Source organism: Senegalia massiliensis (genome assembly GCF_009911265.1).
Lineage (GTDB): Bacteria > Bacillota > Clostridia > Tissierellales > SIT17 > Anaeromonas > Anaeromonas massiliensis_A.
This window is the reverse complement of the sequence record NZ_QXXA01000019.1, coordinates 1-24,749: the sequence shown is the minus strand read 5'-3', so window position 1 is coordinate 24,749 and position 24,749 is coordinate 1. Positions and strand designations below refer to the sequence as shown.

Here is a 24,749-nt window from a genome sequence, read left to right as displayed (position 1 = left end):
TATGTATTTTCCATATTTGAGAGGGAAGCAATTTGAATTAATTGCATTAAGAAACTTAAGCGAAAATTATTTAATAAGTGATAAAACGATTCCAATAATAGAACCAGTTAAGTTATCATCAACATTAATTTCAACAATACAGGAATTTATTAAACGAAAAAATAATATAGGGATAGTGATAAATCCACAAGTAGGTGCTTTTCAAGAAGATATAGAAGAATCTAAAAATGATACATTATATGATAAATACAAAGAGTTATTAAATGATGAGAATATTATTAAGACATATATTATGAATGAAGATTCTGAAGAGGAAATACCTCAAATACAAATTAATGACAAATTAGACTCTATAATAGTATGTATAAATGATATCGATTATTTAGAAACATATGAAAAATATTTTTGCGAAGATAAACCTAAGTATACTTTAATAAAAGATGAAAGTTCATTTAGAAGAAAAATAAAAGATAGTAGAGTAATATCAGACGATAAATTCAATAAAAGAGCTAGAAATATTGATTACCTAAAAAAAGAAGATGAATTTTTTTCTGATGATCATATATACTTTAAAGATGATGGGTATATAGGATTTTCTGACTTCTCTGTTGTAGGATCAGAATATAAAGATACAGGATTTGCACCTTTTGCTGTTGCTATACATATACATTACTTTGATGATGAATCTAATTTAAGAATTAGACATTTTGTATCAAATTCTAATGAAGATATTCAAGATCCAGCTGGCAAGTTTGGTGAAGCACTAAAAAAACTTATAGAATGGAGTAATAATAGGAATATAAAAGAAACAGAAGGATTAAAAGAGTTCAAAAGACTGTATAAAGAAAGTAAATACTCAGGACTAGGTGTAGTTAAGAAACTTTCAATTATGCATCATTTAGAGTTAGTAAATGAATATTTAGAAACAACTAATTAATATATCTGTTTTTCTTAAGAAAAGAGGTGTCAATGATGACAAATAAAAAAATTGATATAATAAAGAAGTATTCACATGAATTAAACAATATTGAAAACATAATGATTCATTTGGAGAATGGAAATATTTATGAGTTAACTAAATATAATCAAGATGGATATCTATATACTAATATCAAAAAATTAAGAGAAGAAATATATGATTTGATTAATAAAATTGAATATGGAAAAAATGGATTCAAAGAAAAAGCAGCAAAGATGATAGATAAATATTGAATATAAAGTATATAACTTTGGCACTCAATAGAGTGTCTTTTTATTTTAGATGATGAGATGAGAAAACAATTATCAAATGCAATTTTAAATAATATAATATTAGTAAAATTTTCCTCCATATATTATAATAATATATATAAGGGAGGTATAATATTATGGGATTTTTTGATATGATAAAAGAATTAAATAAAAAGAATGAAGAACATAAGCAAAAATATAGAGAAAAGAGAAATAAAAAAACTAAAGTATTTGTTCAATTACATCATTTAGAAGGATTACCTAATATAGAAAAAGGTCAAAGAACATCTATAGAATTGAATCCTAAAGAAAATAAATTATATATGGGTAAATTATTACTCGGAAAACAAAAAGAAAATGCAATAGTATTAGATATGGATAAGTTTGAGTATGTAAAAAATATTACAGTAACTGAAGTATACGAAAAAGATAAATCTGTAGTAGGTAGAGCAATGATAGGGCATTTATTAGACGATTCAGATGGAGCTGTTGTTGGTGGTATGAGTGGTATTGGAACTAAGAAGAAAACAAAGACTAAAAAAAAGCTGATTATAGGATATAAAAGTAATGGAGAAGAAAAACAAATTATGTTTTCAAGTAAGAAGGAAAATTGGGAATATAAAACATTACATGATGAATTAAAAAAATATGAACCTCAAAAACCTGAAGGAGAAAAGAAAACAGGGCAAATTGAATTATAATACATACGCATCTACTTAGGTAGGTGTTTTTTTATATCCAAAACAAACAAAAGCATATAGCAATCGAGGTGGTGGTATGGCAAGAGTAAGAAGTCCAGATACAAAAGATATGGCCAAAGAAGATTACATTAAAGGTATGAAATATAAGGATTTAGCAGATAAATATGATGTAAGTTTAAATACAATAAAATCATGGGTTAAAAGATATGGATGGGCTAAAGAGAAAAAGCAAAAGGGTGCACACAAAAGTAAAAAGGGTGCGCCCTTAAATAATAAAAATGCTGCAGGTCATGGAGCACCTGTTAAAAATAAAAATGCAGAAAAACATGGATTCTTTTCAAAGTATCTTCCTGGTGAAACATTAGATCTTATCCAGGAGATAAAAGTTAAGAATCCATTAGATATTTTATGGGAAAACATACAAATACAATATGCAGCAATAATAAGAAGCCAAAGAATTATGTATGTCCAGGATAAAGAAGAAATGATAAAAGAACTTAAAAAATCTAAATATGAAATAGCAACAATAGATGATGAATCAGAACAATTACCTATAGAAGAAGAGTATGAGTTTCAATTTAGTTGGGATAGGCAAGCAACATTTTTAAAAGCACAATCCAGAGCAATGGGTGAGCTTAGAAGTATGATAAAAAGGTATGAAGAAATGCTTAAAACTGATTTAGCTACAGAAGAACAAAAAGCTAGAATAGAAAAGCTTAAAGCTGATACCAATAAGATTACTGGTGCTAGTACAGATATAGAAGATTTATCAGAAGTTTATGGTGATATATATGGCAATAACTAAGACAAAAACTATAAACTGGGGATTTGGTGAGAAACACAAAGAATATATAAGAAATTGTAAATATAACACTATAAACGTTGCTGAAGGAGCAGTAAGAGCTGGAAAAACTATAGATAATGTTTTTGCCTTTGCTATGGAACTTGAAAGAACACCAGATAAGATACATCTTGCAACTGGATCTACTGCTGCAAATGCTAAATTAAATATAGGTGAAGCTAATGGATTTGGATTAGAGTATATATTTAGAGGTAGAAGTCGTTGGGGAAAGTTTAAAGACAATGAATGTATCTATGTTAAAACAATGACTGGAGAAAAGATTGTTATATTTGCTGGTGGAGCTAAAGCCGATAGTTTTAAAAAGATAAGGGGTAACTCTTATGGAATGTGGATAGCAACAGAAATTAACCTACACCATGATAATACTATTAAAGAAGCTTTTAATAGACAACTTATGGCTAAGAATAGAAAGATATTTTGGGATTTAAACCCTTCTAAACCTAAGCATCAAATTTACACTGAATATATAGATCTTTATAAGAAAAAGCAAGAAGAAGCTGAATTAGTTGGTGGTTATAATTATCAACACTTTACTATATTTGATAATATCAATCTAACTGAACAAAGAATAGCTGAAATAATAAGTCAATATGATAAGAATTCTATATGGTATCAAAGAGATATAATAGGTAAAAGGATGATAGCGGAGGGTCTTATATATAGACAGTTTGCTACTAATCCTAAGAAATACAGAACAGACAAAGCTAAAAGAAATTATATGAGTATAAATATAGGCATAGATTTTGGAGGTAATGAATCAAAACATGCCTTTGTTGCTACTGGAATAACTAGAGGATATAAAGAGGTAGTTATTTTAGAGAGTGAAAGATATGAAACAGATGTAGATCCAGATGGATTAAATCAATTATTTATAGATTTTGTAAAAAGGATTATAAATAAGTATGGTAAAGTAAATTATGTTTATCCAGATAATAATGAACAAGTTCTTATTAGAGGATTTAAGAATGTAGCTAAAAAAGAAAGATTAAATATTACAATAAGAGATTCAAAGAAAATACCTATAGTAGATAGAATTAGACTTGTAACTTCCCTTATGGCACAAGGGAGGTTTTCTTATACCCAAAATGCTGAAACTGTAGAAGATGCTCTTACGAATGCAGTATGGGACAGTGAAACTGATGAACTTAAAAGACTTGATGATGGTACAAGTGATATAGATACATTAGATGCACTAGAATATAGCATTGAAAGAGATGCTAAAAGATTTATTAATCAGTAATGAGGTGATGAATTGTTTGAGAGAACAAAGAGTTTAATAAGCAAGGTGGTGAGTAAGATATTTCCTAATAAGAATTTAGAAAATAATATAGATGTAGATATAGACATATCAGATGAAATGACTAAAGCTATTGAATTATGGACTCAGATGTATGAAGATAATCCTCCTTGGTTAGAAGAGGAAGATTTGCAGAGCCTTAATATATCTTCTAGTATTGCTAGTGAATTAGCTAGACTTGTAACGATAGAAATGAAATCAGAAGTTACAGGTAAAAAAGAAGGCGAATCTAAAATTAAATCGCAAAGAGCATCATACTTAAATGATCAATATCAAAAAGTTATAGATAAGATTAGAGTAAATACTGAATATGCAGCTGCTAAAGGTGGAATTATATTTAAACCTTTTGTAGATGGTAAAGATATAGCAGTAGACTATATACAACAAGGAGAGTTTTATCCAGTTAAATTTAGTTCCAGTGGAGATTTAATAGCTGCAATATTTCCAGATACAACAATAGAAAAGAATAAGAAATATACAAGATTAGAATACCATCATTTATTAAATGATGGTATTTATTATATATCTAATAAGTGCTATAACGAAGCAGGTAAAGAAATAGAGATTACAGAAGTAGAAGCATGGAAAGATATAATACCAGAAGTAAACCTTAAGAACGTAGAAAAACCTCTATTTGCTTACTTTAAAATGCCATTAGCTAATAGTATAGATAGTAAAAGTAATCTAGGAGTATCAGTATATTCTAAAGCAGTAAATATTATGAAAGAAATAGATAAGCAGTATACTAAAATACTTTGGGAATATGAAGGAACAGAATTAGCTATAGATGCAAATATAGATATGATTAATAATGGAGAATTACCTAAGGGTAAAAAGAGAATATTCAGAAGCTTAGATACAGAAGATGAAAATTTTTATAAACTATTTAATCCTGATATTAGAGATGAGCCTTTATTCAATGGACTAAATAAACTACTTAAAAGAGTTGAGTTTAACTGTGGACTTGCATATGGTACTTTAAGTGATATTGAATTAATAGAAAAAACAGCAGAAGAAATAAAAGCTAGTAAACAAAGATCTTATTCTACTGTAGTAGATATACAAAAGGCCTTAAGAGTAAGCCTAGAGCAGTTACTATATGCTATGAATTATCTTGCTGATAATGATAAATTAGGTGGCAAAGGGGAATATGAAGTTAGTTTTGAGTTTGATGACAGTATTATTATTGATAGTAAATCAGAACAAGCTATAATGCTACAAGAAGTTGCAGCAGGATTGATTAAACCTGAAAAGTATCTAATGGAAAGATATGGAGTTACAGAGGATCAAGCTAAAGATATGCTACCTAATATGAATAATAATAAAGTTCCAGATGATGGCATAGAGTAGGTGATATAAATTGCTAACACCTAAATATTTAAAAGGATTACCTGATAATATAATAAGAATATTTGAAGAGTTAGAAGAAGAGGTAATAGCTGATGTTGCAAGAAGGATAGCAGAAGGTATGGAGCTTACAGAAACTGCTGATTATCAAATAGATGTATTAGCTAAAATGGGTTATAAACTAACTGATATTAAAAAGGAAATAGCTAAAAGTATAGATAAAAGTGAAAAAGAAGTAGAAAAATTATTAGAGAATAGTTCTTACTTATCTTATCAAAATGATAAGGAGTTATATAAACTAGGTGGTAAGACTTTACCTGGTATAAATGACAATCCTATGATGAATAGTTTTATAATTGGAGTTATAAAACAAACTAAAGGAGAATTAAGAAACATAACTAATACATTAGGTTTTGTAGATGGTGGTAAGTTTAAAGATTTAGATAAGTTTTATAAAGACACTTTAGATTATGCAGTATTTCAGTTAGGAAGTGATGCATTTGATTATAATACAGTTCTAAAAAATACAGTTAAAAAGTTATCTGATAGTGGAATAAGAACTATAGATTATAATAGTGGAAGAAAATATCATATTGATAGTGCTGTAAGAATGACTGTTATGACAGGAGTTACTCAAATAACAGGTAGAATGTCAGAGATGAATGCTGATATGATGTATCAAGATTTAATGGAAATTACTGCTCATAGTGGTGCAAGACCAAGTCATAAAGAATGGCAAGGTCAAATTGTATCTAGAAGTGGAAAACCTGGTTATTTAACATTAGATGATATAGGATATAATTCTGGTGATGGATTTCAAGGTTATAACTGTAGACATGGATGGTTTCCATATTTTGAAGGAATATCAAAGCCCGCTTATTTACAGAGTGATTTAGATAATATAGATCCTCCTCCATTTGAATATGATGGAAAAGTATATACAGCTTATGAAGCTTCACAAAAACAAAGATATATAGGAAGGCAGATTAAAAAGACTAAAAGAAATTTAATAGCATATGATGCTGCAGGACTTAAAGAAGATTTTACTGCTGCAAGTATTAAGTTAAGAAGACAAAAAGAACTATATAAAGATTTTAGTAGAAAAGCAAAACTAAGACAAAAGCTTGATAGAACTGGGGTTTATGGGTATAATAGAAGTATAAGCAGTAAGAGTGTTTGGGCAGAAAGAAAAGAAAGAGATTATTTACAAAAACAATTTTCATATGTTATGAAAGGCAAAAAACGATTTATTCCTACTAATACAGTCTTTAAAAATACTAAGACTATAGCAGGTAAAAATAGCAATAAGGAATTGAGAGATAGGTTTAGATTAGAAAAAACATACGGTGGAAAAGCAGAAGATTGGGATAAGAAAGTAGGTAAAATACAATCAGATAAGTTTATTTTTGATATTCATTGGTATGAATTAGAAGGAAAACAATATGAAGTAAAGTTGAAGTATAGAGGTGATAATAAATGATTATAAGAGTATATCAGTCAGAAACAGATGAATATATAGAAATGGAATCCATTGGAAAAATAAAATATATAGGAGAAAGCTTTGGTGCTTTAAGTTTATCTGATGGTATATTATATGATGTTGTTGAAGTTTTAAAAGATGATTTAGTAAGAATTGTAGATGATAGTGAGGAAGATTATTTATATTCTATGAGAAACCCAGCTCCATTAGATGGAAGTTCTAAAGGAGGGAAATGGGAGTTAGTTGAAGATTACCAAGGGGTTCTAAGAGCAGAATTTCAAAAACAAGGTATTAAAATATAAGCCACTTAATCAAATTAAATTGATGGGTGGTTTTTTAATGCCAACTTTGAAATTGTCTTTAAGCAATAGACATTAAAAAGGCTTATTTTTTATGCTTACTATTGGCGTAACTAATAGAAATCAAGTGAAAGCAACTCACGTAAATAAGCGTAGATTGAAAGGAGAATGAATAATGGAAAGAAAGTTTTTAGAAGAATTAGGATTAGAAAAAGAATCAATAGACAAAATAATGGCCGAAAATGGTAAAGATATTGAAAAAGCAAAAGGTGATTTATCTACAAAGGAGACAGAATTAGAAACCTTGCAAGGGCAATTAAAAGCAGCTAATGAACAAATAGAAGAATTTAAGGAAATGGATGTTGAAAAAATTAAAGCTGCAGCAGATGAATATAAAACTAAATATGAAGAAGCACAAAATAAAGCTAAGCAAGAGATGGAAAAATTACAGTTTGAACATAAGCTTGAAGGTGCTTTAAGTGGTGCTAAGGCTAAAAATATTAAAGCTGTAAAAGCTCTATTAGATATGGAAGGTCTAAAGCTTAATAAAGATGAAATAGTAGGTTTAAATGATCAACTAGAAAAGTTAAAAGAAGAAAATGATTATTTATTTGAATCAGAAGAAACTACATCTTCATCTACATTTATTAGACCTGGAAACACCAATAAGAATGACAAATCTGAAAGTTTAGGTGCAAGATTAGCAAGAAAAGTTAAAGAAAATTAGGAGGTATAGAGTATGAGTAAATTTGTAGTAAATAATTATACAAACAATAAAGAAATATTAAGAGTATTAGATCATTATGTAGGAATACCAGTAACTGTTAGTGATGAAAACATATCGCTAGTAGATGGTAAAAAAATAGTTCCTGCTGGTACTATTATAGGTGGTAAAATAGCACCTAGATTAGAAAATGATGGAGAAATAGTGGTAGAAAAAAATACTCAAGGTGGTGCTACTGGAAGTGCAGGAGCAGGAGTAGATGCTGAAGGAGTATTACTTTATGATGTGGATGTAACTCATGGACCTGCTGCAGGATCTATGGTAATACATGGTTTTATTAAGTTAAGCAAATTACCAAAAGCACCTGTTGCAGATGCTAAAGCTGCATTAAAACAAATAACATTTACTGTATAGAAAAGGAGATTGATAGATTATGACTTTAAGTATATATGATTATATAAAGGCTAAAGAAATAGGAACATATTACAATGCTTCTAAGGATAACAAAACTGAATATTTTGGTCAGTCATTATTCCCAAGAAAAAAACAACTGGGATTAGATTTAAGATGGATTAAAGGTTCGAAGGGGGTACCAGTTGTACTTAAAGCTAGTGCATTTGATGCGAAATCAGATATAAGAGATAGAATTGGCATTCAAGAAATACAAACTGAAATGCCTTTCTTTAAAGAGAGTATGCTAGTTAAAGAGAAGGATAGACAAGAGCTTAATAAAATAATAGCTAGTGGAAATCAAGATTACATTGATTTAATATTGACTAAAATATTTGATGATACTACAACTTTACTAGATGGTGCTGAAGCTCAAGAAGAAAGAATGAGAATGCAGCTATTGTCAGATGGTAAGATATCAGCTGTAAGTGATGGGGTTATTTATGATTATGACTATAAATTTAATTCAAATCATAAAGAAGCTTTAATATCTACTGCAATGTGGAGTGATTTAGAGAGTTCTAATCCAGTAGCAGATATTCAAAGATGGAAAGATGTAATTATAGATGATACAGGAGTTGAGCCTACTAAAGCAATCTGTACTAGGAAGGTTTGGAACTATCTAATGAATAATAAAAAGATTAAATTAGATATGAATCCAGCTGGTGGACAGAATATTATAATGACAGATAAAATGTTAGTTCAATATTTAGAAAGTAAACTTAATGTGACAATCACAGTTTATAATAGAAGATATGCAGAAGGTGGAGAAACTAAACAATTCTTCCCTGATGATAAATTCACTCTATATCCAGATAAAAACTTAGGTAATACTTATTTTGGTACTACTCCTGAGGAATCTGACTTAATGACTAGTAATAAAGCAGAAGTATCTATTGTTAATAAAGGTATGGCAATAACAACTACTGAGGAAACAGATCCAGTGAATGTATCAACTAAAGTATCAATGATTACATTACCTTCATTTGAAAACATAGATGAAGTGTTTATTGCAACTGTACATCAATAAAGACAGGGATTAATTTCCTTGTCTTTTTATTTTAAATATAAGGAGTGAAATGTTATGAGTATGTATCTAGTTAAAGTAAAAACACCAGTTTATCGTGAAAAAAGATATGAAGTCGGTGAAGAATTAGAAATAGAAGAAAAAGATATGAATAATGATTTATTTGAACTTATACAAGATTTGGGAAAAAAAGAGTCTGAGTCAGAGGAAGTTATCCTGGAGAATATGAAACTTGATGAACTGAAAAATAAAGCAAAACAAGAAGGAATAAAAGGTTACTCAAGTATGAATAAAGAGGAATTAATTAAAGCAATAAAGGATGAGTAAAATGGATTATAAATTCTATGAAATGGAATATGGAGGTAAAGCACCTTCTGAAGAATTTCCAATGCTTTTAATTCAAGCTATGAGTGAGGTTAAATACTATACACTTAATAGATCTAATTATAGTGACATAAATGTTAAATATGCTTTGTGTGAGCTTATAGATTATCTATACAAATTATCGCAATCTGATGATAAAGAAATAGCAAGTGAATCAGTAGGAACCTATTCTGTATCTTATAATACAGATAAGAAAGATAGTGTAGATAAAAAGAAAAAGAAGATTATATATAAATATCTAGCTCATACTGGATTATTATATAGGGGTGTATAGCATGAGAACAAATGCAGATATAACTATATATAATAAGTATTTTGATAAGGCTTCTAGATTAGACAAGTATCAAAGAACAGTCTTAAAAGGAGTTTTCTTTGATAATAAAAAAGCAGTAAATACAATTAAAAGTGGTATGGAAAATGCTGATGAAGCTATGATAGTTATTCCTTTTAGTGTTGATTCCAATAAAACATATAAAAATCCAATAGAATTCCAAAAATTAATCGATAAATCCAACTATTTTACACTTCAAGAGGGTGATAGAGTTGTAAAAGGTGATATTGATTTTGAGATAACAGGCAAATTATCAGAATTAGATAAGAATTATGATGCTTATACTATAACATCTGTAGATACTAAAGATTTTGGAAGTTTAAGAATGAGACACTGGGAAGTAGGTGCTAAGTAATGGGAATAGGATTTGATAGTAAAGTTCAAATGGCTGCTTTAAATGTACTTTTAATAGGTAGAGGACTTGAAGCAAGGGGAAGAGTACAAAGGTATGTAGATAGTGAAGTCTTAAAGCTTACTGATAAATATGTACCTTTTAGAGATGGAAAGCTTAAGGAAAGTGGTACAAGAAATACTAAAATTGGTAGTGGTGAAGTAGTATATAGAACACCTTATGCTAGAAGAATGTACTATAATCCACAATTTAATTTTAGTGGAGCTCCATTGCGTGGTGCTTACTTTTTTGAAAGAAGTAAAATAGATAATAAAAAAACTATATTAAATGGAGCTATTGATATAGCTGGAGCTAGAAGGTGATAAATTGATTATAGATAAAATAAGAGATTTTATATCAGTATGTCCTTTATTAGATGAATTTGCAAAACTAAATGTAGATTTTTTAGGACCTAATGCAACAGAATATACTATTGATAGTATACCTACTGATTCTATATTAAAACAATATGTAGATGGTGGAAAACTAAAACAATATGTATTTGTATTTGGATCTAGAGAGTTTTATGGCCCTGATGTATTGCAGAATATAGAGAACAGTGGATTTTATGAAAAGTTTTCTGAATGGTTAGATACAAAAACAGAATTAGGAGAATTACCTTTATTAGAAGGTAACAAAGAATCAGACTCAATAGAAGCAATGAGCTCTGGTTATTTATTTGGATCTACAGAAGATACAGCAAGATATCAAATTCAATGTAGATTAATATATTATGAAGATAAATAGGAGGTTTTAAATATGAAATTAGTTAAGAGGTCACAAAAATTAAGTTTTATGGAAGGAACATCTGGTACTTTTAATAGAATGAAAGCATTTACTGCTTTTTCTAAATCAAAAAATCCTAAAGAATATACAAGGCAATATGTAGATTTAGACCAAGAAACTACTGATGTAGTAGCAATATCAACTTCAGTAGAGTTTAATTTTGATCAGATGGAAAATGATGAAGTTCATAGCAAGTTAGTTGATATTATAGATGGTGAAAAAATTGGAGCAGATGCAATAGTAACTCTTTTATCAGTAGATTTAAGTAAACCAGGAGCTACTGCAGATAGTTTTGTAGCAACTAAGAGAGATTTTGTATTAGTTCCAGGAACTGAAGGGGATAAATTAGAAGCATATTCTTATGGAGGTACTTTTAAAGTTAAAGGACAAAAGATAACTGGTGAAGCTACATCTACTGATAATTGGGAAACTTGTACATTTGTTGAAGATGGAGCAGGTATATAAGGAGGTATGTTAAATAATGGCTAAGAAAATAGAACTTAAAAATAGTGATTTAGAATTAGATATAGCAGGACATGTTTTTACACTTAATACAGGAGATCCTGAATTGCTTGAAAAAGTTTCAAACTTTAGTGAAGAAGCTCAAAAAAAGGCAGAAGACATAGGTGAAAATAAGGATTATATTAAAGCTTTGAAAGAGACTATACAGTTTTGTCTTGATACTATTGATAAAATATTAGGTGAAAGTGCTAGCAAAAAAATATTTGAAGGAAAAAAAGTAAATTTATTTGATGCTTTAAATATAATAAATTCTATTAATATAGAAGTTAAAGCAGATATGGATAATAAGTTTAAGGCTTATTCTCCAAATAGAGCACAAAGAAGAAGTAATAAAAATAAGAAGAAATAGATATGAATATTTTAATTGATTTAGTTCCTGATACAGTTGAAATAGATGGAATAGATTATAAAATAAATACTTGTTTTAGAATTAGTATGATGTTTGAATTACTAATGCAAGACAATTCTATTCCAGAAGATGAAAAATTAAAAATGGCTTTGAATTTATATTATGAAGAAGTTCCTGATAATTTAAATAAGGCAGTTGAAAAGATACTTTGGTTTTATAAATGTGGAAAAGAAGATGATATAAGTAATTCTAATAATACAGAAAATGCAAATAATAACTCTAAAAAAGCTGATAATATATACTCTTTTGGACATGATGATGAATATATATATTCGGCTTTTTTAGATCAATATGGAATAGATTTGCAAGATATAGAACATCTTCATTGGTGGAAATTCAAGGCTATGTTTAAAAGCTTAAAAGATGATAATCTAATATCTAAAATTATGGGCTATAGGTCTATAACTATAAGCAGTGATATGAGTGATAATGATAAAAAATATTATAGAAAAATGAAAGAGATATATGCTTTACCTGACAATAGGACACAAGAAGAAAAAGAAAATGACTTTGACAATGTATTATCGTCTATATTTTAATTGAAAAATATTCCTCTATTTGATATATTTAAGTAGATACATAAAATATATTTGTGGAGGGATATTATGAAAAAAATATTAGCATTATTCATGATTTTATTAATGACGTTTTCATTGATAGCTTGTGGAGATAGCTCTAAAGATGAAGATACAGAAGATACTTCAGTAGATACTCAAGAAAGTGATGCAGAAGAAAACAAAGATGAAAGCAAGAATGATGTTTACTTTAAAGACAACGAAGTGAAAATTGAAGATCTAAAAATCAAAATTAAAGAAACTAAAGTTATACCAGTAGGAGAAGCTGGAAATGAATATGGTGAAAAACCAGTATTCGCTATTTGGTATGAAACAACAAATCTTACTGATAAGGAGATAGATCCTTTAACAGCATGGATTGCAGTATTTACTGCTATTCAAGATAATGATGAAAATGCAATAAATGAATTAGAAGTTGGCTCATTGCCAGATGAAAATCACTTAGACTCTCAATCAGAAGCAATCAAAAAAGATGGCACAGTGGAAAACTCTATTGCTTATGAATTAGATGATTTAGAAACTCCAGTGACGTTAGTAGCTAATCAAGGGATTGCTGGAGAAGAAATAGGTAGAGAAGAATACGAGATAAAATAAATGAAATTTGTAAAACATTAATAGATATAATATAGCACTCTTAGATAGGGTGCTTTTTCTATGCAAAAAATGAGGTGATATTTAGTGTGAAAGATAATAAAAAATGGTATAGATGTCCTCATTGTAACCAGAAGATACTAAAATATAATGAGAATGCTAAAAGCAAAAAAATATATATAAAATGTAAAAATTGCAAAAAAGAAATTGAAATAAATATAGAATAATTTGTGAGCCATTGAGCCGTTATTCAAACCTAGAAAGCGAGGTGAGAGTATGGCAAAAGATGGTTCTCTTATTTTTGACACCAGGATAGATGAAAAAGGCTTTAAAAAGGGTGTTAGTGCTTTAAAAAGTTCTGCTGGCATTGCTGCTAAAACAGTAGCTGCTTCTATGGTTGCTGCAACAGCAGCAGTAGTAGGCATAGGTGTTGCATCTGCAAAAGTTGGAAGTAATTTTAAAGCTAGTATGAGTCAAGTGGCAGCGACTATGGGAATAACTGTAGATGAAATAAATAAAGGTGATAAATCCTTTAAAATGTTAGAGAAGGCTGCTAAAGATGCAGGAAAGACCACTCAATTTAGTGCAAGTCAATCAGCGGAAGCTTTAAATTATTTGGCACTTGCTGGATATGATGCTGAAAAATCTGTAAAAGCATTACCTACTGTTTTAAATTTGGCTGCTGCTGGAGGATTAGATTTAGCATATGCTAGTGATTTAGTTACTGACAGTATGAGTGCGTTGGGTTTAGAAATGAGTCAGTTAGAAGGTTTTACTGATGAACTAGCTAAGACAAGTCAGAAGTCTAATACAAGCGTTTCACAACTTGGTGAAGCTATACTTACTGTAGGTGGTACTGCTAAGGTATTAGCTGGTGGAACTATAGAACTTAACACAGCATTAGGAATACTTGCTGATAATGGTATAAAAGGTGCAGAAGGTGGAACAGCTTTAAGAAATATTATTTTGTCTCTTACTGCCCCAACAGATAAAGCTGCTATTAAAATGAAGGAATTAGGACTAGAAGTTTTAGACGCAGAAGGAAACGTAAGACCTTTAAATGATGTATTTAAAGATTTAGATAAATCATTAGTAGGTATGACAGAAGGTGAAAAGACTCAAGTTTTAAATTCTATATTTAATAAAGTAGATTTAAAAAGTGCTAATGCTTTACTTGCAAATAGTGGTGAAAGATTTGATGAATTATCTAATTATATAGCAAATGCAGATGGAGCAGCTGCTGACATGGCTGAAACTATGAATGATAATCTACTTGGCAAAATAGAAATAATGAAATCTGCTTTAGAGGGTCTAGGAATAACTATATATGAAGATATGGATAGTCCCTTAAAAGGTGTAGTTGAAACTCTTACAGGATATATTGATAAAATAAATAGCACTTTAACAGCTCATGATGACATTAAGCAAGCTATGAAAGAATCAGGCATGAGTGCTGAAATGTTCGGATATAATCTTGAAGAAATTCCAAATGGTTTTGAAGGTGCAGCAGAAGTTATAGGAGAAATACTTGCTGATATTCTACTTAGACTATCAGAAGGTGCACCAAAACTACTAGAATTAGGAGTTAATCTAATAAATTCATTATTAGAAGGCTTAAGAGCAAATTTACCACAAATATCTGAATCTGCAATAACTCTAATTCAAACATTTATAAGTTCATTCTTAGAGATATTGCCTGAAGTATTGGTATTAGGAATAGAATTAATAGCTAATTTAGCAACAGGAATAGCAGAAATGTTACCTGAGTTGATACCTATTGCTATTAGTGCTATAGATACAATTATAAATGCCTTAATGGAGAATTTGCCAACTATTATAGATTCAGGAGTTCAGATTATGATTGCATTAGCAGAAGGTATTTCTGGAAACATACCTTCTTTAATGACAAAAATAATAGAGCTTGTAATAATGATAGCAGATAAAATAATAGAGAATCTACCATTAATTCTTAATGCAGCACTTCAAATGATAATGGCTTTAGCACAAGGAATAATTGACAATTTACCTACTCTAATAGCTGAAGTACCTAGAATAATAAATGAATTTTCTAATGCTATATATGATATGTTACCTACTATTATTGCAACAGGAGTAAAGATAATAGTAGCACTTATAAAGGGCTTAATAGACTCAATACCTACTTTAGTTAAAAACATTCCAGCTATAATAATGGCTATAGTAAATGTATTTACCTTGTATAATTGGTGGAATTTAGGTAAAGGTGTAATCTTAAAGATTAAAGATGGGCTTTTATCTATGAAAAGGAATATAGGAACTACTGCAAAAAGCATAGCTTTTAATGTAGTTGAAGGTATTAAAGATTTTTTCAGAGGTTCAAATAAAATAGGTAAAAACTTGATAAGTGATATAGCAAGTGGAATAAAAAATATGGCATGGAAGGCAGCTAGTGTCGCTAGAGAAATGGCTGAGGGCTCAATTAAAGCTATTAAAGATAAATTTAGCTGGTCTAATATGAAGAAAATAGGTGAAAACTTAGTTAAAGGAATATGGGATGGTATCAAGAATGTTAAAAGGTGGATATTAGATAAAATAAGTGGGTTTGCTGGTGATGTAACAGGTTGGATAAAAAAGAAATTTGGTATTCATTCACCTTCACGTGTAATGAGAGATGAAGTAGGAGAAAACATAACTTTAGGTGTTGGTGTAGGAATTGAAAAAGGTATGCCAGAGTTACAACGTGATGTAGATAGTGAAATGTCTAAATTGACTAGAAAAATGAAGGCTACAGTTGATTTAGAAAGTTCTGATGTGGGAACAAAGATTACTGCTACTAATGATTCTAAGAAATACAATGTAGTAACTACAAATAATGATGATACTGATGAAAAGGTAGTATTATCAGGCGATATTCATGCCACTTTTGAGATTGATGGAGAAGAAATTGCTACAGCGACAGCTCCATATACATCAAAAGAAATAGCTATAAGAAATAAAAGGAGGGAAGGATAAACATGTATATAAATAATAAAGATATAACAGAATATAATGCTAAATTATTAAACAGGATTATTTATCCTTCTGAAACTACTATAAATAATGAATGGAATGATAATAGTTTAGAACCTATTATCGATGAAAAAGTAAAAAGAAAATATAAAAGAGTACTGATAGAGATAGAGTTTCAAGGAACTCCTGAAGAAATTGAAATGAATAAAAGTAATCTATTAAAAGATATATCCATAGCTACTATAAAGTTTAAAAGTTTACTTAACTTTTATAGAGGTTCTATGGTTAATAATGACATAAAAAATAAAGTTAATGGATTTGAAGTTATATCTATAGAAATGAAAGTAATTGAAGAAGAACAAGAAAAAACAATAAATTTTAATAAAAGTAATGATCTAACTATATTTGTAGGAGGTAATGATACTACTCCAGCTATAGTAGAAATTACTCCTAGTATAGATGTAGCTTCGGTAAATATAACTGGATTTGGAGAAGACATTACTCTTAATAACCTTACTATAGATAATACAGTAATATTAGATGGAGTGAAGGGACTTATTACTGAAAATGGAGAGAATAAATTTCTAGATTATGATTCTTGGGGCTTTCCTCGATTGGAACCAGGAGAAAATAATATATCTGTAGATAACGATACTTTAGATATAATTATAAAGTACAAACCTAGATGGATTTAAGGAGGTGGAATATGTTAAAGATATTTGATAAGAATAAAAATTACATTAGAGGAATAGAAGGTCCTGATAACACTAGAATAGATCAAGAAGTTAATATAACAGATACTTTGCTATTCCAGATTCCTTTAAGTCTAGGTGAAATTATAGAAGAAGAAGGATATATTAAAACTAGAGAAGGTAACTTTGTAATAAAGGAAAAGAATAAAAAGAGTAAAGGGTATGAGGTAGTAGGTAAATATGACTTAGAAGAATTAATTGAGTATGTAGAAAATAAAGCATATATAACAATGACTATTAAAGATATGATAGATGATCTATTACAAGGTATGGGATGGACTGTAATATCCTCTATGACAATAAAAAGAACTGTAACAGGTACTAATACTACTAAGCTAGCATTAATAAAAAAAGCAGTAGATAAATTTAAGGCTGAAATTAAATTTGATAATGTAAATAAAAGAATTTATATAGAAGAAAAGTTAGGCACTGATAAGGGTGTTTATTTTCATGATGAGATAAATTTAAAAGACTTATCTGTTACCTCTGATACTTATGATTTTGCTACTAGATTAATTCCAAAAGGTAAAAATGATTTAGGTATAGAAGGCATAAATGATGGTATACCTTATGTTGAAAATCATGAGTACAGTGATAAAGTTATAACTTTATACTGGAAAGATGAAAGATATATAGATGTATATAACCTTAGATATGATGCACAGAAAAAACTAGATGAGTGGGCTAAACCATTAAGAAGTTATGAAGCACAAGTAGAAGATTTAAGTAGAAATACAGGCTATGAAATTTTATCCTATGAACCTGGAGATATTATAACTCTAGTTGAAAAAGAAACTAATACTAGAGAAAAGCAAAGAATAGTTAAAAAGACAAAGTATTTATATGTAAAAAATAAAGATAAAGTTACTATTGCAAATAGAGCAAGATATTTAGAAACAGAACAAGAAAAAGAAATAGCAGAGATAAGGACCAATGTAGTAACTACTAAAGCTAGTTTGGAATTATTAGATGATGCAGTACAAAGTAAAGTTTCACAGCAATCCTATTTAGAAGATAAAAAGGAAATGGAAAATAACTATACTGAATTCAGACAAGAATTTGATAAATTCAAATATACAGTGCAAGTTGGTGGAGGTAACAATCTTATTAAAAATAGTGTAGGATATGGTGAATTTAACTTCTGGGAAAGAATGCAAAATACTGTAATTATTCCAGCAACATCTACATGGATAATGGAAGGAATAGCAAAGCATGGATGGCAAATCTATGCAGGAGAATTAACTCAAGAGGTTAGTTTGTTTTCAAATAATATTTATACTCTTAGTGGTAAACTTAGAAAGCAAACTGAAGCAGGCACTATTTTAATAGGACTTTATGACATAGCTACAAATGAACTAATAGTAGAAGTATTTAATAAAGATATAGGAGAATTATTCGATGGTAATTTTTCTATGCAATTTGATAGTTTAGAAAATACAAACTTAAAGCTTAAGATTACAGCTACTGGGATAAGTGAATTATCTCCTTTAGAGCTTACGGATCTAATGCTTGTTAAAGGTGAAAGCAGTGAGTCTTGGACTCAATCAAATGGAGAAGTTTATACTCTTAATGTCAAAATAGATGGTAAAGGTGTAAATGTATATAGTATAGATGGAAAAGGTAAAACAGTTATGAGTCCTGAAGAATTTGCAGGATACTATAACAATAAAAAAATATTTACTCTTAATAGAGATATTACAGAAGTTATGGGCCTTATGATAAAAGAGAAGGGATTATTTATTCCTCCTGTTAAATTTGTACAAACAGATAATTCTCTAGATATAGTATGGACTGGGAGGTGATATAATTGGCAACATTAACATGGAATCCAGGTATAAATAGTTATAGTCCGTATGTAAAGTTATATGTAACTCAAAAATCTCAAAGTATATCAGGAAACTATACTATATTAGAATACTCATTAAAACTTTATAGACCTAGACAAGTATATTCATCTGCAAGTAAAAGCTATAACATAAAAATAAATGGTACAACAGTAAAAAGCGGTAGCACTACTATTGGGGGAAGTGGAACTAAAACCATAGCAAGTGGTACAACGAAAGTTTATCATAATAGTAACGGAACTAAGAAAAATGTAGCAATATCTTTTTATCAAGAAGTTAGCATCACATGGTCAGGTGTAGCTACAGGAAATGCAAGTAAATCTGGCACAATGGATTTAACTACTATACCTCGTTATGCAAAGATAACTTCATTATATGCAAATAATATAAGGGGTACACAATTTAAAATAAATTATGCAACAGATAAAACTATAGACAATGTTGACTACTCTTTAAATGGAGGGAGTTGGCAGGATACTCATAATTCATCTAATTATTTTTATATAACTGGATTAAAACCAGGAACTAGATATACAGTTAAAATAAGAGTGAGGAGTAAAGATAGTGGATTGTGGACTACATCAGGAACTATAACAATTACTACTGTAGGATTATCCACTTCAAATGAACCTGATTTTGATACAGATGGAAATTTAACTATAAACATTTCTAGAAAATCTACAAGTATGTATCATGATTTATACTTGTATTTTTGGCATGATGAACAAAGGTGGGAAGAGATTGCTAGAATTAGTAATGTAACTACTAAAGGTATATTTAACTTTACAAGTACTCAATTAAATGAGATTTACAATGGTAGAGTTCAATCTAATAAATCAAATACTAGACTAAAGATTGTATCTAAATGGGGAAGTAATGGAACTGTACAAGGTACTACTTATGAATATGGAGAACTTACTATAGTTAATGCAAACCCTAGTATAGATGGAGTGACCTATAAAGATACAGATACTAATGTACAGGCTATATTAAATAATGATCAACTAATATTAAGAAATAAGTCTTATTTAGAAGTAACTGCTGGAACAGCATCCTCTCAAAAAGGTGCAACTTTAAAAAGTTACAAGCTTAGTATAGGTGGAAATGAATACTCTATTGCAACAAGTGGGACAAGTGAAACAGGCAAAAAAATATATTGGGGACCTTTAGATCAATCTAGCAATCAAACTGCAGTATTAACTGTTATAGATAGTAGAGGGAATAAGGCAAGTAGAAGTTTTACTATACAAGTAATTAATTACTATGAACCAGAGCCTGTAAACTATAGTGCTGATAGATTAAATAATTATGAAGAATCAAGCTATATTAATGCTGAATTAAGAAGGTCAGTAGTAAATATTAATGGTAATGACATTAATGAATTATATATTAGGTATAGCGTAGAGAGTGGATCTACAACTAGTGCTACAGGAAATAATTCTCACAAAAATGGAATATGGCAGCATGTAGATCTAAATGAGTTTATAGGAGACCATCCTAATGATAAATCATTTTCTGTGTACTTAGAGATAAAAGATAAATTTAGTAATTGGTTAACAATTACAATGGAATTACCTGAAGGAATAGCTTTATTAAGTTTCTTGAAAGATAAAATTAAAGTAGGAGTTCCTTTTGAAAATTTAGCTATAGGGAAAAGTCATGAAGGAAATTATGAATTAGAAGTTGGAGGAAATATAGAGGCTTCTAAAAATATGGTAGTAAGAGAACATATATATATTGGTGATAATATTAACCCAAGCAAAATATATTTCAGGTTTCCAGATGGAAATATTGGCTTTGAAAGCACTCAAAACTATGACAATTGTGTTCAAATGTATGATTGGGGTGGTAATGGTGTCATTTGGAAGTATCAAAAAAATACTAATAGATTTTATATAACAAAAAATCTCACTGTATCTTATGGTTGTGATTTACAAGATAGATTGAATATAAATGGTTATATAGGAAGTCCTGTTCATATTAATAGAACAACTAATAGAACATTAGATTTAATAAATGCAACACCTAGTTCAAATGATGTTTGGAACTCAAAATATAATTCCAATTTACTTATTGAAAACTATAATAATGCGTTGTCTTTTATAGTTGGAGGAACATCTAATGATAGAATAGCAATGATACAAGTAGGTCATTCAGCAGAACATTATGCTCAACATTTAGGTGAACTTCGACTAAATCCTTTAGGAGGAAGGGTAAAATGTGGTGATGATGTTTATGTAACTGGAAATATGTCAGCCCAATCAATAACTGACAGGACTCCATTTTTTATTGGTGATGCACTTTCTGAAATTGTTAATATAAAAAGTGATCAGAAAGGCAGCTTAGATCATAATACGTTGCCTGACTTTGTAAGGAAAAGAATTAAAATTAAAAAGTCTGAAGTTACAGGTGAAATTGCACCTAGAATTAATTTTACTAGATTTGAAGAATTAGGAATAAAAATTAGTGAAGAAGATTTAGGAAATGAAGTTGTAGAAGAAGAAGCTAGGGATATTGGTGGTATGATATCATTATTAACGGTAGCAATACAACAATTAAATAATATAACTAAGCAACAACAAAAAGAAATAAATAGATTAATGGAGGTGATTTAAGTTGGAAAAAGATAAAGAAAACAAAGGAAAAGAAAAGCATATTGATTTGGTAATACACGAAACTAAAAGTAAAATCTTAGATACTTTAAATAATTCTAAATTACCTATATCAGTAGTAAGACTAATAGTTAATGAGATAAATGAAGCAGCAAATATACAATATAATATTAGGATAAATAATTTAACTAAAAAGTAAGCACCTAGAAGGGTGTTTTTTTAATGCAAAAAGTAGAAAGGCAAGGTGAAAATATGGAAAATTTAATTAATATAAAAAATAGCATATTTGCTGGTATTGGAGTCATTGGTACTGCAATAGCTACACTACTGGGAGGATGGGATACTGCATTGCAAACTCTAATTATTTTTATGGCTATAGATTATCTCACAGGACTTGTTGTTGCTGCAGTATTTAAAAATAGTAAAAAGAGCAAAAATGGAACAATAAATTCATTTGCCGGTTGGATAGGACTTTTGAAAAAAGGCATAACATTAACAATAGTTTTAATGGCTACACAATTAGATTTATTAGTTGGAACTGAAATAGTTAGAAATGCAGTAATAATAGGATTTATAACAAATGAAAGTATTAGCATTATTGAAAATGTGGGATATATGGGAATAGATATTCCAGATCCACTTATAAAAGTTATAAATAACCTAACTAAGAAAGGGGAATAAATAATGGCTAAAAAGAGGATAGGCATAGCAGCAGGACATAATGACTATACTTATAAGAAAACAGGTGGGAAAGCTGTTAAGAAAAATGGTAAAGTGTATCAAGAGCATGATGCTAATATGAATTTAATGTATAAAAAAGTATATAGAGAATTAAGGGATAATTATAGTGATGTATTTGATACTATTTTTGTTAAAGATGATAGAGCAGGCAAAGTATCTGATAAACAAACTCTATACGACAGGATTAACAAAATAAAAAAATCAAGATTTGATTTATACTTAGATGGGCATCATAACTGGAATCAAAAATCTATCGTAAATGGTATTTGTAGTTTTGTTTGGTATGCAAATAGTCCTAAATCTAAAAAGATTCAAGATCTATTTATAGATGAAGTTAAAAAAGAAGGATTAGAAACTCATGGGAATGGGAAACATTACTCTAAATTTAAAATCTGGACTAACCTAGCTATTACTAGAGAAACTAGATTTTTACCTGGAGCTTTTATGTTAACTGAAAATGGATTTATGGGTGGAAATAAAGATTTTAACAGAATATTTGGTAGTGAGAGAGAATCATATCATAATAGGTTAGCTAAATGTTATATTAAAGCTATATGCAAATATTTTGGAGTTAAATATAAAGGAACTTCTAAACCTCAAACGAAAAACCTTTATAAAGTACAAACTGGAGCATTTGAAAGCAAGAAAAATGCTGAAAGGTTAGAAAGAGTATTAAAGGTAAAAGGATTTGATACTTATATAGTAAAAGAAAGTGATTTGTATAAGGTCCAGGTTGGGGCATATGCTGATTTTAATAATGCTTTAAATATGGCAAAGAAATTAAAAAGTAAAGGGTATTCTGTATATCTTCCAGAGCAGAATAAAGAAGTAATTTCAAAACCTACTATAAAAGTAGGTAGTAAAGTTAAAATTAAAAAAGGTGCTAAGACATATAAAGGTACAAGCTTAGCAGATTATGTATATAGCAGGATATACAAAGTTACTCAAGTTAAAGGTAATAGAGTAGTTGTTACTTATAATGGTACTGTTGTTGCAGCTATGAATATAAAAGATTTAATATTGATTTAGGATTATTTTAAGGCTAGAGAGAAATCTCTAGCCTTGTTTTTTGATTAAAACAATAATTCTTATTTTGATAATTAATTAAGTATTATAAAAAATAAATCAAATAGTTCTACTATACTACTTTAATGTAGTGCCTTTAACAACATGTTACTGTGCATTGAAAATTTAGAACTTATCTTTTTATTTTAAGCAAAATATATTGCTTTCTTTTGAATATAACGTATATTAAATGTATAAATGGTACCCAAAACGTTTTACCTTTCAAGTTACTTTCGCATTCAAAATTAATAACCTTCTCATTCATTTCAAACTCAATAATATTGCTTTGGCACCAATCAATTTTTAAATACAATTGATGATTACCTGGAGTTACATCTAACTCTATTTGTTGACCCCCCTTTATTTTCCCAACTTGATTTCCATCGAGGACAACTTTATATGCACGAGTTTTATCTACATATCCTGAGTCTCGTTTAATTGTTATCACTAATTCATCACTCCTTTAGTTGAATTATTCTTATATATATATTAATTAAATTTGTTTTATAAGCATTTATTTTTTAAACAGCATTATATACATCTTACCATATTATAGAATTTAAATCATACTTATTTTACCATATATAATAAAAGTGATATGACATGATTTTAAGGCTAGAGAGAAATCTCTAGCCTTATTTTTTATTATGTAGTAAAATATACATAATTATATATTAGGAGGTAAATATGAAAAAAACATTTAAGAACGTAATTATAATTATTCTTACATTATTTTTACAACGTATTACATATAAAATTGCTGGATTTAATTATAGAGAGGTACCATTTTTTTCAGTGGAAACTTTTTATGATTTTGTCATTTTTGTTTTTTACTATATAGTTATATCTTATATTTTAGATAAAACTATAATGAAAAATGATGAAAAATAAAAAATATTATCCATATTTAGTATTTTAAAAAATAAGAAATCACCTTTATAAATAATGTATAATAGGAAAAATAAAAACAAATAAACCAGGACTATTCGTCCTGGTTCTTTTTTATGTCAATTGATTTTATTTTATGATATAGATATATAACCTCATCTAGTTCTTGACTTATATCTATTATTTCCGTTGTAATTATAAAATCATTCTTATGTAGTAGTTTGTGCATCTGTTTTTTTAATGCTGTCATTTTCTCTTCAACATCTTTTACTTTCCCCATAAAACCACACTCTCATATTTTTTATTTTCCCCACTTTTCTTATTATAATATAAAATCTAATTATAAACAATATAAATCAAAATATTAAATTTTATAACTTATTTGTCATAAAAAGTCTGTAATTGTCATACGATTTATAAAGGAATTTTTTATACTTTGTAGAATAATTAATT

31 protein-coding genes are annotated in these 24,749 nt (G+C 28.7%); 29 read left to right on the top strand and 2 right to left on the bottom strand.

Annotated elements, in window-relative coordinates; translation table 11 throughout:
* The first annotated feature begins 1 nt into the window (after window position 1).
* The 28 genes from D3Z33_RS14730 (at window position 2) to D3Z33_RS14600 (ending at window position 23,372) form a co-directional block, all read left to right on the top strand.
* A complete protein-coding gene (locus D3Z33_RS14730; protein WP_160198539.1) occupies window positions 2-937 on the top strand; it encodes a sce7725 family protein in 936 nt (311 codons plus the stop codon).
* Between the two features lie 35 nt (window positions 938-972).
* Window positions 973-1,212: a hypothetical protein gene (locus tag D3Z33_RS14725; protein ID WP_160198538.1), complete on the top strand. Its 240-nt coding sequence runs from the start codon at window positions 973-975 to the stop codon at window positions 1,210-1,212.
* A gap of 155 nt (window positions 1,213-1,367) precedes the next feature.
* Window positions 1,368-1,931 (top strand): hypothetical protein, encoded by a 564-nt coding sequence (locus tag D3Z33_RS14720; protein ID WP_160198537.1) that lies wholly within the window; start codon window positions 1,368-1,370, stop codon window positions 1,929-1,931.
* A gap of 76 nt (window positions 1,932-2,007) precedes the next feature.
* Window positions 2,008-2,736, top strand: coding sequence for a phage terminase small subunit (terS, locus tag D3Z33_RS14715; RefSeq protein ID WP_160198536.1), 729 nt, complete (start codon window positions 2,008-2,010; stop codon window positions 2,734-2,736).
* Window positions 2,723-4,033 (top strand): terminase large subunit domain-containing protein, encoded by a 1,311-nt coding sequence (locus tag D3Z33_RS14710; protein WP_160198535.1) that lies wholly within the window; start codon window positions 2,723-2,725, stop codon window positions 4,031-4,033. The genes terS and D3Z33_RS14710 overlap by 14 nt, the downstream gene beginning before the upstream one ends.
* Before the next feature lie 48 nt (window positions 4,034-4,081).
* Window positions 4,082-5,440 carry a phage capsid protein gene (locus D3Z33_RS14705; RefSeq protein ID WP_347561290.1) on the top strand — a complete coding sequence of 453 codons (1,359 nt, stop codon included), beginning with the start codon at window positions 4,082-4,084 and terminating at the stop codon, window positions 5,438-5,440.
* A 10-nt stretch (window positions 5,441-5,450) separates the two neighbouring features.
* A complete protein-coding gene (locus D3Z33_RS14700; RefSeq protein WP_160198533.1) occupies window positions 5,451-6,917 on the top strand; it encodes a phage minor capsid protein in 1,467 nt (488 codons plus the stop codon).
* On the top strand, window positions 6,914-7,219 hold the full coding sequence (locus tag D3Z33_RS14695; RefSeq protein ID WP_160198532.1) for a hypothetical protein: 306 nt from the start codon (window positions 6,914-6,916) through the stop codon (window positions 7,217-7,219). The genes D3Z33_RS14700 and D3Z33_RS14695 overlap by 4 nt, the downstream gene beginning before the upstream one ends.
* 172 nt (window positions 7,220-7,391) lie before the next feature.
* Window positions 7,392-7,943 carry a phage scaffolding protein gene (locus tag D3Z33_RS14690; protein WP_160198531.1) on the top strand — a complete coding sequence of 184 codons (552 nt, stop codon included), beginning with the start codon at window positions 7,392-7,394 and terminating at the stop codon, window positions 7,941-7,943.
* A gap of 12 nt (window positions 7,944-7,955) precedes the next feature.
* On the top strand, window positions 7,956-8,354 hold the full coding sequence (locus D3Z33_RS14685; RefSeq protein WP_160198530.1) for a hypothetical protein: 399 nt from the start codon (window positions 7,956-7,958) through the stop codon (window positions 8,352-8,354).
* A 19-nt stretch (window positions 8,355-8,373) separates the two neighbouring features.
* On the top strand, window positions 8,374-9,420 hold the full coding sequence (locus D3Z33_RS14680) for a major capsid protein (protein ID WP_160198529.1): 1,047 nt from the start codon (window positions 8,374-8,376) through the stop codon (window positions 9,418-9,420).
* Between the two features lie 54 nt (window positions 9,421-9,474).
* Window positions 9,475-9,744, top strand: coding sequence for a Rho termination factor N-terminal domain-containing protein (locus D3Z33_RS14675; protein ID WP_160198528.1), 270 nt, complete (start codon window positions 9,475-9,477; stop codon window positions 9,742-9,744).
* 1 nt (window position 9,745) lies between these two features.
* Complete coding sequence (locus D3Z33_RS14670; protein ID WP_160198527.1) at window positions 9,746-10,075, top strand: hypothetical protein; 330 nt, start codon at window positions 9,746-9,748, stop codon at window positions 10,073-10,075.
* A 1-nt stretch (window position 10,076) separates the two neighbouring features.
* Window positions 10,077-10,487 (top strand): DUF6751 family protein, encoded by a 411-nt coding sequence (locus tag D3Z33_RS14665; RefSeq protein ID WP_160198526.1) that lies wholly within the window; start codon window positions 10,077-10,079, stop codon window positions 10,485-10,487.
* Window positions 10,487-10,846 carry a minor capsid protein gene (locus D3Z33_RS14660; RefSeq protein WP_201750549.1) on the top strand — a complete coding sequence of 120 codons (360 nt, stop codon included), beginning with the start codon at window positions 10,487-10,489 and terminating at the stop codon, window positions 10,844-10,846. The genes D3Z33_RS14665 and D3Z33_RS14660 overlap by 1 nt, the downstream gene beginning before the upstream one ends.
* A gap of 4 nt (window positions 10,847-10,850) precedes the next feature.
* Window positions 10,851-11,270 (top strand): hypothetical protein, encoded by a 420-nt coding sequence (locus D3Z33_RS14655; RefSeq protein ID WP_160198525.1) that lies wholly within the window; start codon window positions 10,851-10,853, stop codon window positions 11,268-11,270.
* 12 nt (window positions 11,271-11,282) lie between these two features.
* A complete protein-coding gene (locus tag D3Z33_RS14650; RefSeq protein ID WP_160198524.1) occupies window positions 11,283-11,774 on the top strand; it encodes a hypothetical protein in 492 nt (163 codons plus the stop codon).
* Between the two features lie 16 nt (window positions 11,775-11,790).
* Window positions 11,791-12,180 (top strand): DUF6673 family protein, encoded by a 390-nt coding sequence (locus D3Z33_RS14645; protein ID WP_160198523.1) that lies wholly within the window; start codon window positions 11,791-11,793, stop codon window positions 12,178-12,180.
* Window positions 12,181-12,182: 2 nt separating this feature from the next.
* A complete protein-coding gene (locus D3Z33_RS14640; RefSeq protein WP_160198522.1) occupies window positions 12,183-12,779 on the top strand; it encodes a bacteriophage Gp15 family protein in 597 nt (198 codons plus the stop codon).
* Window positions 12,780-12,845: 66 nt separating this feature from the next.
* Window positions 12,846-13,409, top strand: a complete 564-nt coding sequence (locus D3Z33_RS14635; RefSeq protein WP_201750548.1) for a DUF5067 domain-containing protein — start codon at window positions 12,846-12,848, stop codon at window positions 13,407-13,409.
* Window positions 13,410-13,495: 86 nt separating this feature from the next.
* Window positions 13,496-13,633, top strand: a complete 138-nt coding sequence (locus D3Z33_RS16555; protein ID WP_201750552.1) for a hypothetical protein — start codon at window positions 13,496-13,498, stop codon at window positions 13,631-13,633.
* Window positions 13,634-13,682: 49 nt separating this feature from the next.
* Window positions 13,683-16,397: a phage tail tape measure protein gene (locus D3Z33_RS14630; protein WP_160198521.1), complete on the top strand. Its 2,715-nt coding sequence runs from the start codon at window positions 13,683-13,685 to the stop codon at window positions 16,395-16,397.
* A gap of 2 nt (window positions 16,398-16,399) precedes the next feature.
* The gene (locus tag D3Z33_RS14625) at window positions 16,400-17,089 is read left to right on the top strand and encodes a phage distal tail protein (RefSeq protein ID WP_160198520.1); all 690 of its coding nucleotides are present in this window, start codon (window positions 16,400-16,402) and stop codon (window positions 17,087-17,089) included.
* A gap of 11 nt (window positions 17,090-17,100) precedes the next feature.
* A complete protein-coding gene (locus tag D3Z33_RS14620; RefSeq protein WP_160198519.1) occupies window positions 17,101-18,948 on the top strand; it encodes a phage tail protein in 1,848 nt (615 codons plus the stop codon).
* A gap of 5 nt (window positions 18,949-18,953) precedes the next feature.
* Window positions 18,954-21,605 carry a DUF859 family phage minor structural protein gene (locus tag D3Z33_RS14615; protein WP_160198518.1) on the top strand — a complete coding sequence of 884 codons (2,652 nt, stop codon included), beginning with the start codon at window positions 18,954-18,956 and terminating at the stop codon, window positions 21,603-21,605.
* A gap of 1 nt (window position 21,606) precedes the next feature.
* Window positions 21,607-21,801, top strand: a complete 195-nt coding sequence (locus D3Z33_RS14610) for a hypothetical protein (protein WP_160198517.1) — start codon at window positions 21,607-21,609, stop codon at window positions 21,799-21,801.
* Window positions 21,802-21,824: 23 nt separating this feature from the next.
* Window positions 21,825-22,283: a phage holin family protein gene (locus D3Z33_RS14605; protein ID WP_243153527.1), complete on the top strand. Its 459-nt coding sequence runs from the start codon at window positions 21,825-21,827 to the stop codon at window positions 22,281-22,283.
* Window positions 22,284-22,286: 3 nt separating this feature from the next.
* A complete protein-coding gene (locus D3Z33_RS14600; RefSeq protein ID WP_160198516.1) occupies window positions 22,287-23,372 on the top strand; it encodes an N-acetylmuramoyl-L-alanine amidase in 1,086 nt (361 codons plus the stop codon).
* Between the two features lie 169 nt (window positions 23,373-23,541).
* Here the strand turns inward: D3Z33_RS14600 and D3Z33_RS14595 are convergent, their stop codons facing one another.
* Window positions 23,542-23,856, bottom strand: a complete 315-nt coding sequence (locus D3Z33_RS14595; protein ID WP_160198515.1) for a hypothetical protein — start codon at window positions 23,854-23,856, stop codon at window positions 23,542-23,544.
* Between the two features lie 239 nt (window positions 23,857-24,095).
* Between D3Z33_RS14595 and D3Z33_RS14590 the strand changes: the two genes are divergently transcribed.
* On the top strand, window positions 24,096-24,299 hold the full coding sequence (locus D3Z33_RS14590) for a hypothetical protein (protein WP_160198514.1): 204 nt from the start codon (window positions 24,096-24,098) through the stop codon (window positions 24,297-24,299).
* Between the two features lie 91 nt (window positions 24,300-24,390).
* On the opposite strand, the gene D3Z33_RS14585 is transcribed toward D3Z33_RS14590, so the two are convergent.
* A complete protein-coding gene (locus D3Z33_RS14585) occupies window positions 24,391-24,576 on the bottom strand; it encodes a Spo0E family sporulation regulatory protein-aspartic acid phosphatase (protein WP_160198513.1) in 186 nt (61 codons plus the stop codon).
* Between the last annotated feature and the right edge of the window lie 173 nt (window positions 24,577-24,749).

Bases quoted from the DNA above. Each gene is read 5' to 3' on its own strand.
- D3Z33_RS14730 (WP_160198539.1), top strand. From the start codon at position 2: ATGTATTTTCCATATTTGAGAGGGAAGCAATTTGAATTAATTGCATTA.
- D3Z33_RS14725 (WP_160198538.1), top strand. From the start codon at position 973: ATGACAAATAAAAAAATTGATATAATAAAGAAGTATTCACATGAATTA.
- D3Z33_RS14720 (WP_160198537.1), top strand. From the start codon at position 1,368: ATGGGATTTTTTGATATGATAAAAGAATTAAATAAAAAGAATGAAGAA.
- terS (WP_160198536.1), top strand. From the start codon at position 2,008: ATGGCAAGAGTAAGAAGTCCAGATACAAAAGATATGGCCAAAGAAGAT.
- D3Z33_RS14710 (WP_160198535.1), top strand. From the start codon at position 2,723: ATGGCAATAACTAAGACAAAAACTATAAACTGGGGATTTGGTGAGAAA.
- D3Z33_RS14695 (WP_160198532.1), top strand. From the start codon at position 6,914: ATGATTATAAGAGTATATCAGTCAGAAACAGATGAATATATAGAAATG.
- D3Z33_RS14690 (WP_160198531.1), top strand. From the start codon at position 7,392: ATGGAAAGAAAGTTTTTAGAAGAATTAGGATTAGAAAAAGAATCAATA.
- D3Z33_RS14685 (WP_160198530.1), top strand. From the start codon at position 7,956: ATGAGTAAATTTGTAGTAAATAATTATACAAACAATAAAGAAATATTA.
- D3Z33_RS14680 (WP_160198529.1), top strand. From the start codon at position 8,374: ATGACTTTAAGTATATATGATTATATAAAGGCTAAAGAAATAGGAACA.
- D3Z33_RS14675 (WP_160198528.1), top strand. From the start codon at position 9,475: ATGAGTATGTATCTAGTTAAAGTAAAAACACCAGTTTATCGTGAAAAA.
- D3Z33_RS14670 (WP_160198527.1), top strand. From the start codon at position 9,746: ATGGATTATAAATTCTATGAAATGGAATATGGAGGTAAAGCACCTTCT.
- D3Z33_RS14665 (WP_160198526.1), top strand. From the start codon at position 10,077: ATGAGAACAAATGCAGATATAACTATATATAATAAGTATTTTGATAAG.
- D3Z33_RS14660 (WP_201750549.1), top strand. From the start codon at position 10,487: ATGGGAATAGGATTTGATAGTAAAGTTCAAATGGCTGCTTTAAATGTA.
- D3Z33_RS14650 (WP_160198524.1), top strand. From the start codon at position 11,283: ATGAAATTAGTTAAGAGGTCACAAAAATTAAGTTTTATGGAAGGAACA.
- D3Z33_RS14645 (WP_160198523.1), top strand. From the start codon at position 11,791: ATGGCTAAGAAAATAGAACTTAAAAATAGTGATTTAGAATTAGATATA.
- D3Z33_RS14640 (WP_160198522.1), top strand. From the start codon at position 12,183: ATGAATATTTTAATTGATTTAGTTCCTGATACAGTTGAAATAGATGGA.
- D3Z33_RS14635 (WP_201750548.1), top strand. From the start codon at position 12,846: ATGAAAAAAATATTAGCATTATTCATGATTTTATTAATGACGTTTTCA.
- D3Z33_RS14630 (WP_160198521.1), top strand. From the start codon at position 13,683: ATGGCAAAAGATGGTTCTCTTATTTTTGACACCAGGATAGATGAAAAA.
- D3Z33_RS14625 (WP_160198520.1), top strand. From the start codon at position 16,400: ATGTATATAAATAATAAAGATATAACAGAATATAATGCTAAATTATTA.
- D3Z33_RS14620 (WP_160198519.1), top strand. From the start codon at position 17,101: ATGTTAAAGATATTTGATAAGAATAAAAATTACATTAGAGGAATAGAA.
- D3Z33_RS14605 (WP_243153527.1), top strand. From the start codon at position 21,825: ATGCAAAAAGTAGAAAGGCAAGGTGAAAATATGGAAAATTTAATTAAT.
- D3Z33_RS14600 (WP_160198516.1), top strand. From the start codon at position 22,287: ATGGCTAAAAAGAGGATAGGCATAGCAGCAGGACATAATGACTATACT.
- D3Z33_RS14590 (WP_160198514.1), top strand. From the start codon at position 24,096: ATGAAAAAAACATTTAAGAACGTAATTATAATTATTCTTACATTATTT.
- D3Z33_RS14585 (WP_160198513.1), bottom strand. From the start codon at position 24,576: ATGGGGAAAGTAAAAGATGTTGAAGAGAAAATGACAGCATTAAAAAAA.